This window comes from Psychromonas arctica DSM 14288, from assembly GCF_000482725.1.
In the GTDB taxonomy this organism is placed as follows: Bacteria; Pseudomonadota; Gammaproteobacteria; order Enterobacterales; family Psychromonadaceae; genus Psychromonas; species Psychromonas arctica.
Map to the genome: position 1 here is coordinate 32331 of NZ_KI519479.1, position 13690 is coordinate 46020.

General features: G+C 36.7%; 10 protein-coding genes. 9 read left to right on the forward strand and 1 reads right to left on the reverse strand.

What is annotated here, in order from left to right; all coding sequences use genetic code 11:
• The 7 genes from H592_RS24265 to H592_RS0115230 all read left to right on the forward strand — a co-directional run.
• Window positions 1-2598: VCBS domain-containing protein (locus H592_RS24265; protein ID WP_051369204.1), on the forward strand; the 2598-nt coding region annotated here is incomplete at its 5' end.
• 205 nt (window positions 2599-2803) lie between these two features.
• Window positions 2804-5011: a type I secretion system permease/ATPase gene (locus H592_RS0115205; RefSeq protein ID WP_245600438.1), complete on the forward strand. Its 2208-nt coding sequence runs from the start codon at window positions 2804-2806 to the stop codon at window positions 5009-5011.
• Window positions 5008-6381, forward strand: coding sequence for an HlyD family type I secretion periplasmic adaptor subunit (locus H592_RS0115210; protein WP_037071947.1), 1374 nt, complete (start codon window positions 5008-5010; stop codon window positions 6379-6381). The genes H592_RS0115205 and H592_RS0115210 overlap by 4 nt, the downstream gene beginning before the upstream one ends.
• A gap of 19 nt (window positions 6382-6400) precedes the next feature.
• Window positions 6401-7801: a TolC family outer membrane protein gene (locus H592_RS0115215; RefSeq protein WP_028869518.1), complete on the forward strand. Its 1401-nt coding sequence runs from the start codon at window positions 6401-6403 to the stop codon at window positions 7799-7801.
• The gene (locus tag H592_RS0115220) at window positions 7788-8393 is read left to right on the forward strand and encodes an OmpA family protein (RefSeq protein WP_028869519.1); all 606 of its coding nucleotides are present in this window, start codon (window positions 7788-7790) and stop codon (window positions 8391-8393) included. The genes H592_RS0115215 and H592_RS0115220 overlap by 14 nt, the downstream gene beginning before the upstream one ends.
• A gap of 11 nt (window positions 8394-8404) precedes the next feature.
• On the forward strand, window positions 8405-9097 hold the full coding sequence (locus tag H592_RS0115225; RefSeq protein ID WP_028869520.1) for a transglutaminase-like cysteine peptidase: 693 nt from the start codon (window positions 8405-8407) through the stop codon (window positions 9095-9097).
• A gap of 7 nt (window positions 9098-9104) precedes the next feature.
• Window positions 9105-11045 carry a bifunctional diguanylate cyclase/phosphodiesterase gene (locus H592_RS0115230; RefSeq protein ID WP_028869521.1) on the forward strand — a complete coding sequence of 647 codons (1941 nt, stop codon included), beginning with the start codon at window positions 9105-9107 and terminating at the stop codon, window positions 11043-11045.
• Between the two features lie 467 nt (window positions 11046-11512).
• Here the strand turns inward: H592_RS0115230 and H592_RS23715 are convergent, their stop codons facing one another.
• The gene (locus H592_RS23715; protein WP_084296302.1) at window positions 11513-11641 is read right to left on the reverse strand and encodes a peptide-methionine (S)-S-oxide reductase; all 129 of its coding nucleotides are present in this window, start codon (window positions 11639-11641) and stop codon (window positions 11513-11515) included.
• Between the two features lie 318 nt (window positions 11642-11959).
• On the opposite strand from H592_RS23715, the gene nrdR reads away from it, so the two are divergent.
• Together nrdR and ribD are read left to right on the forward strand one after the other, a co-directional pair.
• The gene (gene nrdR / locus H592_RS0115245) at window positions 11960-12415 is read left to right on the forward strand and encodes a transcriptional regulator NrdR (RefSeq protein ID WP_028869523.1); all 456 of its coding nucleotides are present in this window, start codon (window positions 11960-11962) and stop codon (window positions 12413-12415) included.
• A gap of 135 nt (window positions 12416-12550) precedes the next feature.
• Window positions 12551-13690 carry a bifunctional diaminohydroxyphosphoribosylaminopyrimidine deaminase/5-amino-6-(5-phosphoribosylamino)uracil reductase RibD gene (gene ribD, locus H592_RS0115250; protein WP_037071948.1) on the forward strand — a complete coding sequence of 380 codons (1140 nt, stop codon included), beginning with the start codon at window positions 12551-12553 and terminating at the stop codon, window positions 13688-13690.

A 13690-nucleotide genomic window follows, 5' to 3' on the forward strand; every position in this document is an offset into this window, starting at 1 on the left:
ACGGATAGCTTTACTTATACCAATGCTGAAGGGCAGGAAGGAACGGTTAATGTAACGATAACTCCACAAGATGATCCTACTATTATTCAAGTTGCAGGCTCTAATTCAGCTGAAGGGAGAGTTTTGGAAGATGGGGGAAGTCTTCAAAGCGCACAGGGGACTTTTATATTTAGCGATCCTGATTATTTAGAGTTAGATACATATCAACCAACTTCTGAATTCACGAGTTCTACTGGTGGAAGTAATGCTATAGGCAATTTCACTTTAACTCCTACTCCAACCGCTAGTAATCCTGGTCAATTTCAATGGGAATATGTTTTAAATAATGAAGCTGCACAATATTTAGATATAGGTCAAAATATTACTGAAATTTATACGGTTTCTATTAATGGGGTCACAACGGAAGTCCCAATAACAATATTTGGGGCTGAAGATCCAACTGAAATCATTGTAAATGCAGGTGCTGGAGATAGTGCCATTGGAGAGATCACTGAAGACAATGATATTAACGGTAAATTAACGACGTCGGGTAAATTAACCTTTAGTGACGTTGATACCATTGATAGTGAAAATTTTGACCCTCAGGTTAATCTTACTAATACAACTGGAACTGCTCAACTAGGTCTTTTAACCATTAATCCAGATGGTACTTGGAATTATGAAGTTGATAATACAAACAGCGAGATTCAAGCGCTAGATTCGAATGAAACAATCACTGAGACTCATACTGTTAATTTGAATGGTACAACACAGGATATTGTTATAACTATTAATGGGGTTGATGAACCTCTTTCTGTTAATGACAATGCCTTCAAAGTAGATGATTCGGGTAGAATCATAAAAGGCCTCTCTGGTGAATACTGGGGCTATAACGAGCGTGCTGAAGGTGGACAGCTTAAAAATATTGCAACTGTTAATAATTATACCGCTGAGCAAGCTGCTGAGGTAACTTTTGTTTCTACTGAAATGAACTACCGCAAATTTAGCGGAGATTTAGCCGATGATGTTGATGCATCTGGCATACCGTCTCATTTAACTAACTTCTTAGGCAGTGATAGTTCATCTATAGTCGCTGTAGATGGTGGCTCAACAGAAGGGGCAAGTGCAGGTATCATAAAATTAAGTGGTAATTTAGATGTAGAAACTGCTGGCGTTTACCAGTTTACGGTAAGGCATGATGATGGTTTTCAAGTTATAGTCGATGGTAATGAGGCAATTGCTTTTGATGGAAATACTGGACCAAGAAATACCACTCAAGAGATTACATTAGCAGCTGGATTACACTCAGTGGATATTATTTACTGGGATCAAGGTGGTGATTATGTTCTTGAATTAGACTTAAGTCAGGTTATTAGTGGTAATGGAACCAACTCCATTCTTGGAGATAATATTTGGATTTCTGAAAATCTTTCTCATGCTATAGATGAGTCAAGTACGGAAATAAACACTTCAATTACACTGGATTTGTTATCAAATGATATCGGTGAAGGTATTACTATTCACTCAGTTGGGGCAGCTACGTATGGTTTGGTAGCCATTGAAAATGGCAATGTTATATATACACCTAACACTAATTATACTGGAGCAGATTCATTCACTTATACAATTATCGACGAAAATGGAATTGTTTCCAACGAAGCGACAGCTAATGTTAGTGTTGTGCATAATCAAGCTTCAGGTTTAATCGAAGGGTTAGTTTATGAAGCAGAAGCAGTTAGCGGGCAACCAGTTACAAGTGTTCAGGCTTCTTCAGTAGCCGTTGAGCCTGCAGATGACAACCAAACTCTTATCGGTGATTGGAAACAAAATACACTTATTGGCAGCAGTGGAGATGACCATATTTCTGGCCTAAGTAATCAAGATACACTACATGGTGAAGGTGGAGATGATTTCTTATTTGGTGGATCTGGGAGGGATCAACTTTTCGGTGGAACTGGCAACGATACCTTAGAGGGTAATGATGAAAATGATCAACTCAGCGGTGGAGCTGGTAATGATGAATTACTTGGTGGAACGGGTAATGATTTATTAGAAGGTGATACTGGTCATGACATTCTAAAAGGTGGTGCCAACAATGACCAATTGTACGGAGGCGATGGAGACGATGTATTGTTCGGCGGAGACAATGGGCGTGATGAGCTTTATGGCGGAGCAGGTGGCGACCTGCTCATTGGTGGTACAGGCAATGATATATTAGCCGGTGGTGATGGTAATGATACGTTTGTTTGGACTGCTAGTGATACTTACGGCACTGATACGATAACAGACTTTAATATTAATGAAGATAAACTAGACCTAAGTGATCTGCTACAGGGGGAATCAGAAAATACCCTTGGAGATTATTTAGACTTCAGTTTTGACGGAAAAGATACAACAATTACAACATATAAAGAAGGTGGAGACTCTCCTACACAGAAAATTGTATTAGAAGATACACAATTGGAAGGTATTGATACTGGTGGTCTTGATTCTCTAGGTAACGTATCCGATACAGATAAAGAAATTGTTATTAATAATCTGTTAAACGATGGTGCTTTGATTATTGGAGACACGATTGTTGAAAATACATCCTCACCATTAGATGATGAAATTATTTAAGTGGAATATGTATAATTAATTATCTTTAAATGATATTTTATTTAACGTTATCTTGTTTAAATTGTTATTAGGTATTTTAATTAACTATTTAGATAACGTTTTTAAGGTCATGTTTTTAAATAGATAACTGCTTATAAAAACGTTAATATATTTTATATTACGCAAATAAAAATAGTCATCATAATGCTCATAAAGGAGGGTTATTTTGACCATTGACAATAAAGGGTCAACATTGAAGCAAACAAAGCCTCAGTCAGGACAGTGGGAAATAAATAGCTCAACTCGTATTGGACACGATCCATTATTAGATTGCTTAGTTCTATTAAGTGAGCATTTTTCAACGCCCTGTTCAGCAGAATCATTAGCGGCAGGTTTACCGTTAACACACCAACATCTTACTCCTGAGCTACTTCCTCAAGCAGCGAGCCGAGCTGGGTTGAGTGCAAAAATGGATCGTAGGAGTTTATCTGCTATTCCTGATATGTTGCTGCCTTGTATTTTAATGCTCAAAAATAAACAGGCCTGTATTTTACATGAAATTGATATCACCGCCGATAAAGCGCGTGTTTCATTTCCTGAAACGGGCGGCGAAGAACTGTTAACCATTGCAGCATTAGAAGCTGAATACGTAGGTTATCTCTTCTTAATTAAACAAAAATATCATGGCGATCGTCATTTTGATGTTCATATCCACGACACTAAAAAGCATTGGCTTTGGAATAGTATCCGTGAGTCTGCACCGATTTACCGAGATGTTATTATTGCGTCTATTTTAATTAACATATTTGCATTGTTATCACCTTTGTTGGTGATGAATGTGTATGACAAAGTAGTGCCTAATCTTGCTTTTGAAACACTATGGGTATTAGCCATAGGTGCTGGTGTCGCTTATATATTCGATCTTATATTAAAGCAAATACGGGCTTACCTCATTGACGTAGCAGGTAAAAAAGTCGATGTTGAGATCTCATCCAAACTGTTTGCTAAAGCAATTGGTATCCCACTAGAAAAAAGGTCCTCAAGTGTTGGCGGTATGGCGCGTCAATTAGGTGAGTTTGATAGTATTCGTGATTTTTTATCTTCAGCAACCATTACTGCATTAGTTGATTTACCTTTTTCTATTTTCTTTATCTTTATCATTTGGTTAGTTTCTGGCGATCTGGCTATTTTCGCAGTCATTGCGACCGTATTAATTATTAGTTATAGCCTGATTGTGCAAAGTAAATTAAAAGTAGCAATAGAAGAGAGTAATAAATTTTCAGGTTTACGCCATGGTCATTTAGTAGAAAGTTTGTCTTCTATGGAGTCAATCAAAGCAAATGGTGCTGAAGGTATTATTCAACATACATGGCAACAAATGGTTGGCCATACTTCAAAGTGGCAATTAAAAGTAAAAGTGATTACTAATTCGGTGGCTAATGTATCAAGTTTCATTGTGCAAATTTCTGTCGTCGCGGTGATGGTATTAGGCGTTTATCGAGTATCTGAAGGTCTGATCTCTATGGGGGCGATTATTGCGGCGGTGATGTTGTCTAGCCGAGCGATCGGGCCGATGGCTAAAATTGCTTCGTTAATGACACGTTATAATCAAACGATGAGTTCTTTACGTCAAATCAATAGTGTTATGGAGCAAGAAGGGGAGTTTGAGAATAAAGGGCACTTAGTAAGCCGCAACAAGTTACAGGGGAATATTGAATGTGAGCAGGTATCATTCCATTATCCGAATAATGAAAAAACAGCCTTGTACCCTTTTTCTTTGCACATTAAGCCCGGTGAAAAAATTGCAATTATAGGCCGTAATGGTTCTGGTAAAACCACATTAGCTAAATTAATTTTAGGTCTTTATAAACCTGTCTTAGGTAGCATTCGCTACGATGGTTTACACCAAGGGCAAATTCATCCCAGTGATTTACGCAGCAATATAGGTTACTTGCCTCAAGATATAACCCTTTTCCATGGTTCTATTAAAGACAATATTTTGTTCGGTACTCGTCAAGTTACTGAGTATCAATTATTACGTGCTGCTCAATTATCGGGCGTGACACTATTTACGGATTTTGCTTCTGAAGGTTTGGATTTACAAGTTGGTGAAGGGGGGATAACGTTATCTAGAGGTCAGCGTCAGGCTGTTGCATTAGCACGGGCTATTTTGAATGATCCTCAAATTTTGTTACTTGATGAACCTACAGCAAGTTTAGATGCTCGTGCTGAAAAACAGTTCATTAGTTCAATGAAACAAACCATAAAAAATCGTAGCTTGCTGCTGATCACTCACAAGATGCATCTATTACAGTTGGTTGATCGGATTATTGTATTAGAGAATGGAAAAATAGTCGCGAATGATGCAAAAGATATTATTTTAGAGAAACTTGCTTCAGGTAACCTTAGCAGTACTGGAGGAGTTAAATCATGAAAATTTCCAAACATGATTTAGAAATGGCCGACGATGTTTATGGTGCGATGATAACTCAAACACCGACTGCACAGCGCTTAACTGTGTGGGCTTTAGCAGCTTTATTCGTGTGCTTTTTTGTGTGGGCTTATTATGCAAAATTAGATCGAGTGACTCGCGGGGAAGGTAAGGTTGTTCCTTCTTCACAAGTACAAATAATTCAAAGTTTAGATGGTGGTATTTTACAAGATTTATACGTAAAAGAAGGAATGTTAGTCACTAAAGGTCAGCCTTTAGCACGTATTGATGACACTAGATTCCGCTCAGATATGGCACAACAAACTCAAGAAGTTGATGCACTTAGAGCTGATATTATTCGTTTAAGATCGGAATTAAGCAGCATCTTGATAGCCAATGTAAAGGATTGGAAATTACAAATAAAAATAGAACAAAAAATATTACAGTTCCCTGAAGATCTTCAAACAACAGCGGCTACGCTAGTTGAACGGCAGCAAGATGAATATATTGGACGTTTAAACAGCTTAGAAAACCAAGTTGCAATCCAAGCCCAACAAATTAAACAACGTCAACAAGAAATTAAAGAAATAGAATCTAAGGTCAGTACATTAAGAAGTAGTTTACGATTAGCAAATAGAGAAATGCGTTTAACTCGGCCTTTAGCTGAAAAAAATATTGTACCTGAAGTCGAGTACTTAAAATTACAACGTACCGTTAATGATTTAAATGGTGAAATTAATTCATTACGAGCACAAATCCCAAGACAACAATCTGCCTTAGAAGAGTCTATCTTAAAAAGACGTGAACTAGTGTTTGCATTTCGTACAGATGCTCGAGCTCAATTAAATGAAAAACAAGGATTACTTTCTAGGATCACAGAAGCACAAGTAGGTGTAAAAGATAAAGTAACTAAGGCTCTGATCACTTCTCCCGTTGTTGGTACAGTAAAAACCTTGCATATCAATACACTAGGTGGTGTAGTTAAACCTGGCCAGGTACTCTTAGAAATAGTACCAACAGAAGATAAGTTACTAGTAGAAGCTAAAATAATTCCTAAAGATATTGCATTTATTCATGTTGGCTTACCTGCTCGCGTTAAAATTACAGCCTATGATTTTACCCGATACGGTGGTCTTGAAGGTGTTGTTGAACATATCAGTGCAGATACTACACAAGATGAAGAAGGCAATAGTTTTTATATTGTTAGGATCAGAACCAATGAATCAAGTATGAATCGTAAAGATAAGGACGATATGCCGATTATTCCCGGAATGCTAACAAGCGTCGACGTAATGGTAAGCAAACGTACTGTACTTGAATATATGTTAAACCCATTATTACGAGCAAAAGAGATGGCATTACGTGAATATTAAAAACGCTCATGGAGAGAGAATGAAACCATTAAAACGTAGAATAGCAAATAAAGCGGTATTAATCGCTTTTAGTTCTCTGGCATTGTCACCTTTGTCAGTACACAGTCAATCATTAGAGCAAGCAGTTGCTCATACTTTAGATACTCATCCTGAAATTAGAGCTGCGTTTACACGATTTAAAGCGGCAGAGAAACAAGTTGATCAAGCGGAAGCAGGTTATTTGCCGACTCTTGATCTAACTGGTGGGATTGGTTACGAGTATACCGATAGTCCAAGCACCAGAAATGACGCAAATGATGATCCAGAAAACTTAACTAGACGTGAATTGGGCTTGAGTTTAAAACAAAACTTGTTTACCGGTTTTCGTACCAGCAGTGAAGTAGAACGTACAAGTTATGCAACGAGTGCAGAACAATGGCGTTTGCATTCAATTGCTGAAGATATTGCATTAGAAATAGCTAAAGTCTACTTGGCGCTTATTCAGTCTGAAGAGTTGGTTTCTTTATCAGAAAAAAACTTACAGTCGCACGTTGAAATTTATGATCAAATTAAAGAGCGTACTGAATCTGGTTTTAGTAGTAAGGCCGATTTATCTCAGATTAATGGACGCTTAGCAAAAGCACAATCAAATTTGATTGCTGCTAAAAATAATTATTTAGACAGTAAAACCAAGTTCTATCGTCTCATTGATCAAACACCAGAAAATCTTGTTATTCCTTTTCCAGACCGCAGCATGTTACCAACTACTCGTGATGAAGGCCTCAAAATGGCGTTTAAAAATCATCCATCAGTATGGGCTGCAAGTAACGATATACAATCCGCTCATGCACAATACGATAGTGCTAAATCAACTTATTACCCTGAAGTTACATTTGAAATTGACGCTAATTTTAATGATAACGTTGATGGTGTTGATGGCAATTACACTAGCGGCGACGTGGGTGGTAATAATAATGATGTCACTGCGATGCTTCGTTTTAAATATAACTTGTTCTCAGGCGGTAAAGATCTCGCTTATACAAAAGAAACGGCATACAAAATTAATGAAGCTAAAGCGTTAAATATGACCGCGCATCGTGAAGTAAAAGAAGGTTTTATTTTATCTTGGGATGCATTTGAGCAATTAAATTTACAAAAGAAATACATCAAATTGCATGTTATTGCTTCCAAAGACACACAGGCAGATTATAAAGAACAGTTTAAAATAGGCCAACGTAGTTTATTAGACTTATTAGATACCGAGAATGAATTATATCAAGCGAGACGTGACTTTTTAGAAGCCGAATTTTCTGAAATAACAGCACAATATCGTGTCTTACATTCAATGGGAAAATTATTAGACTCGTTGCGAGTGACTCGCCCTGCAACTTGGCAAGGAGAAGAGCAATTTGAAGGAGGTGTATACAATGAAAATAATTAGTCTATTTGCTGCCGCTATATTAGCGAGTGGCTGTTCATCTAATATTATTGAAATGACGCCTGAACCTACGGTACAAGTTTATGATTTATCGGATCTAGAAGGAGATGGCATAATATCTGCTCGCGATAAATGCCCTGCTACAGCACTCGGAGCTGAAATTAATAACGACGGATGTAGTACAGATAACCTTGAAAAAGTACGTATAAAATTGTTGGTAAATTTTGACAATGACTCTGCATTTGTTGATGGTAAATATTATGCAGAAATTAAAGCATTAGCAGATTTAATGAAAGAATATTCTTCGATTACAGTGATGATTGAAGGGCACACAAGTATTGTTGGTACTGAGCAATATAATAAGCAACTCTCTTTAAACCGTGCTGACGCAGTTAAACAAATATTAGTTAATCAATATGCCGTTGATGAAAATAGAATTGACACTGTTGGCTTCGGATTTGAGCAGCTTCTGTTTGAAGGTAATGATGAATATGTGAATGCTCAAAATAGACGTATTGTTGCTGAAGTAGATGGTGCAGCAGATATAGTAGATATGAAATGGACTATCTATACCGTTGATCACCGTGAGCAATAATTACGAACTAAATGCATAGTAAACGTGCTTTATTAAAAAAAATATCCCTTATTGGCTTGTTTGTATATATGAGTAGTGCTTATCTATATGCAAGCATTCCAATAAATATTGATACCAAAAAATTGATCTCTGTATTGCAAAAAAACTATGGAGATCGTGCGGCAAAGCGTGGTTCTGCATGGTTAAAAGTCCTTAATAAGCAATATAAAAATGAACAACAAAAATTAATTAGTACTAACCGTTTTTTTAATCAACTGCAGTTTACAACAGATCAAAGATTGTGGGGTGAAAGTAATTATTGGGCAACACCTGTAGAGTTTATAGGGGCCAATGCGGGAGATTGTGAAGATTTTGCGTTAGCAAAGTATTTTAGTTTACTGGCTGTGGGTGTTGCAGACGATAAATTACGCATAGTGATGGTTAAATCCTTAACGCTTAACCAATACCATATGGTTGTGGCTTATTATAAACACCCAACAGCGGAACCACTAATTTTAGATAACATCGATGGACGTATAAAAAAAGCAAGTGAGCGACAAGATTTAATCCCTGTGTATAGCTTTAACGGTAAACAGTTATGGTTAAACAATGAAAAAAGACAAGGCCGTGTAGCAGGGAAACCCAGTAGACTCAAACGATGGAATGATTTAAATCATCGCATGGGACTTAATCAATTAAAGCAACCTGTTACATCAATGGAGTAACTTATTTATGACACTGTTTAATCAGATAAACTCATTATTACTAGGGCTGTTCTTACTAGTAGCAACGAGTTTGGCGTATTTTCAGTTTACCCAAACAAAAACATTTATGGATAGCCAAATAGCGTCGGACTTAAATAATACAACGAATGCGCTTACATTAATGTTGAAGCCGCACCTTGAAACAGGGGATGTTGCCTCTGCAGAAACTGTGATTAATGTTATTTTTGAAGGTGGATTTTATAAAAAAGTAAGCCTGACTTGGTTAGAAACAAGTAAAACACAAGTATGGGAAAACCCAATCAAAGTAGCCGGCGTACCACAGTGGTTTTTAGACTTACATTTATTTGAGTCACAAAGTACAGAGAGTGTTATTACTAATGGTTGGATCCAACTGGCAACATTAAATTTAGAAGCAAATCCAGCAATTGGTTACAGCCAATTATGGAAAGTAATGTGCGATACTTTAATCGCATTAGCTATTATATTTTTTGTCTCTTTAATTATTTTAAATCTTCGTTTAAAACGTATTCTTGCACCATTACATCGTGTCGCGGATCAAGCTAAACTGATTGCAAAACGAGAATTTCAGCCTAATTTAGCAATCCCGGAAACAACAGAGCTTAAAGAGGTTGTATTAGCTATTAATAGTATGTCTGGTCAATTACAAGCAGTGTTTTCACAGTTAGATAAAGAAGTGGTCTCTTTAAAGAAAGGAAAACTAACCGATACTGTTTCGCAATTACCAAATCGTTTATACCTTAATTCACAACTTGCAAGCTGGATCAAAGATCCTGGCTATGGTGGTTTATTAATCGCAAGGTTAGATTGGTTAGAAACGATTTACGATCAATTTGGGTATCAAGTTAGAGATAATACTATCCAAATTTTAGCCAAAGAAATGCAACAAACTTTACCTGCAGTATGTCCAAGCTTTATTGCTCGTATCTCCAATCGAGAGTTTGTATTTTTAGTCACTAAAGCATCGCAACCGCAACTGAACGTCTATTTACAAAAGGTATCTCGACTAATTAGTGAAGCAATGCAAAATGTAAATTATGATGGTGAGGGCCAATTTGCTATTGGTGGTGCGATTCGTACTGATGATATAACGGCTTCTGAATTATTAGCTAATGCAGATAATGCACTGCAACATGCTTTGAATGAATCAAAAGTGAGTCACTGGTACGAGAGTGTGGTTAAACAAGATATGACATTGACGCAATGGCATACTCATTTAAAAGAGGCAATTGCCAATAAGTCACTAAAATTTAAATGGCATCCTTCAATTTCATTTGCAAACGATAAAATTTTGCATCATGAAATTTACAGTATTATCACCATTGATAATAAACAGATCCGTGCCGCTAAATTTATGCCTTACATCGAGCAGTTAGAGTTAGGCAGTCAGTTCGATAAATCATTAATTGAAGCCATTGTAGAAAACCCAACCATGCAATCTAGCAATAAGAAAGTAGCCATTAACATTACTCATGACAGCGTGCTTGATTTGCAATTTCATAGTTGGTTAAAAGGGTTTTTGAAAGCACAACCTGATCAAAACCGCTTTTATTTTGAGATCCAAGAAGATGCTATTTTAAATCACCCTGAACAAAGTATTCATTTTGCTAACCTAATTAAAGAAGTGGGGGCTCAACTTGGCATTGATCATTATGGAAGAGAGATGGCGTCATTATCTTACTTACAAAATATCAAACCAAATTATGTAAAACTAGACCAATCTCTATCTTGTGATTTGAGCAATGAAATGGATGTTGGCGAGTTGACACAGCGACTTGTATTAACGCGAGCAGTAATTAACACTGCGCTCGGTTCAGGTGTGGATGTGATCATTACAGGAGTTGAAGATTACGAACAGCTAGATAGAGTCAGTGAATTACAAGCAACGGGTTATCAAGGATTCATTATTGCACCCAGTGATGTTAATTAACACCTAATCAACAGTTCTTTTCAAAATAAGAAAGCAAAAAAGGGTTAAATAGCGAGTAAACTATTTAACCCTTTTTTCTTGATAAAGTTAAATATATCAGACGTTTATGTCAACATTGTTAATGTGTTTAGTCAAATTTAATGCAGAAAAATACATCAATTCAACGCAAAAATTGGGTCAAATGATTATTTTCTTTGCAAAATTTCTAACACTGAAGGGATGCATTTTAACCAGCTAGATTGATCAGCTATTAGCTGAATTAATGGTATTAGTGGCGTTGGTTATGTGATTGTTTTTTGATTCCGCATGTTGCGCTTTAAATTTTGGAAACTTAGGTGCAACCACCACAATACAATAACCTTGCTCAGGATTTTTAAATAATATCTTTGATGATAATCCTATGCCGCATAAAAATATCAAGAGGTTCAACACTTGTTAATCTATCTTTATTAAATATCTGTTGTTGATTAATATGCGCTTTCTTTTCGGCCTCCGGTATGTCCTGAAATAGTACTTGTAACACCTTTTACTTGGTTAAAAGCTGTTTCAAGATACCTGAAACATCCCCCTCCGATGATCATATTTTTTTGTGTCATTGTGCTTCCTTATTGTTTGATAACTAAACGATGTAAATTATAGAGCTCGTTAACATTCGTATGAATAACTCATATAGAGTACAGTCTAAATGAACAATTTATGAGTACCTGCCATCATGTTGAACTCTGTCAGAACATATAGATATCACTTTTTAAGATAAAATAGTCTCTATAAACTGCCATCGTAGAGCATAAATATGTTAACTTAAGCACCTATTTAAAGCCTTAATGTGAGCGCTTGCTTAATGCACTCATCTTTACAGAGATCGAAATACGTTAAGTTATCATTTCGTCGTTTATTGAACAGAGAAAAACACTATGTTTTGTCCTTTTTGTAATGCCCAAGATACAAAAGTTATTGATTCACGTCTTGTTTCTGAAGGCTCTCAAGTTCGTCGCCGCCGTTTATGTAATGAGTGTAATGAACGATTCACTACCTTTGAATTAGCAGAACTTATCATGCCGCGTTTAATTAAATCAGATGGTAGTCGTGAACCCTTTAATGAAGAAAAACTGCTTGTAGGCATTAATATCGCACTAGAAAAACGCCCGGTTAGTATTGAAGCGGTAGAAAGTGCGGTGAATAAATTAAAATCAACATTGCGTGCAACTGGCGAGCGCGAAATCCCTTCCAAAATGGTGGGTGAATTGGTGATGGATTTACTTAAAAGCTTAGATAAAGTTGCTTACATTCGTTTTGCTTCTGTATATCGCGCTTTTGAAGACGTTAAAGAATTTGGTGAAGAGATTGCTAAATTAGATACCAATAAATGAATATAATAAATAGAAGCCTTAAATAAAATATAAATATTGCCAATAAAGTTTAAGGTTATTGACTGCTTATCGATCATACGGCACGTTAAATGTTTCAATGAATTAATTATTTAAATCAATAAAAGTACTAATAAAATGCTATTTACAGAGCTTGATGAAAAATACATGCAACGTGCCATCGTACTTGCGGAACGAGGCCGATTTACTACTTCTCCTAACCCAAATGTAGGGTGTGTAATTGTTAAGGAAGGCAATATTGTTGGTGAGGGCTTCCATCTTAAAGCGGGGGCTGGTCATGCAGAGGTGAATGCGCTAGCGATTGCCAAACAGCAATCTATTGGTGCTACATGTTATGTCACTCTGGAGCCTTGTTCGCATTTTGGTAGAACGCCTCCGTGCGCTTTAGCATTAGTTAAAGCGGGCGTTAAACGTGTTGTAGTCGCAATGGTTGATCCAAACCCTAAAGTGACAGGGCGAGGTATTACCTTATTACAAGAAGCGGGGATTAAAGTTGATGTGGGGTTGTTAACCAAACAAGCTGAGCAGTTAAATTTAGGTTTCATTACTCGGATGAAATATAAGCGCCCAAGAATAACGGTAAAAATGGCGTCAAGTTTAGACGGTAAAACGGCATTAAAAAATGGCCTTAGTCAATGGATAACAGGCCCAGACGCAAGAGTAGATGTCCAATATTATCGCGCACAGCAAAGCGCTATTTTAACAGGTATAAATACGGTGCTAGCCGATGACCCTAGTTTAAATGTGCGTTATAAAGAACTTTTAGCTAGTCCTGCTTTTGATAGTGAATTAGTGAGTGAAGCTAATCTGCGGCAACCAATACGTGTTATTTTAGATTCTAATAACCAATGTACATTACAAGAAAAATTATTTGATTTACCCGGTAAAGTTTTATTAGTGTCGTTACAAGCTCGAGATACAAGTGCATTCAAAAATTGTGTCGCGCAAGTCGATCAAATTATTTGTAGCGCAGACAATCATCAGCGTATCGACCTTAATGCGTTAATGATTTTGCTGAACGAATATGAAATTAACGACCTATGGGTGGAAGCTGGTGCAACTTTAGCTGGCGAATTGTTCAAAAATGAGTTGGTTGATGAATTTATTCTCTATCAAGCGACAAAATTAATGGGCGATCAAAGCAGAAACTTAGTAAACTTACCTAACTTTTCCACGATGAACGAAATTATTACCCTCAAATTACACTCTGTGATGCAGATAGGTGATGATATTCGTCTGATTAACCATCGAGAATAA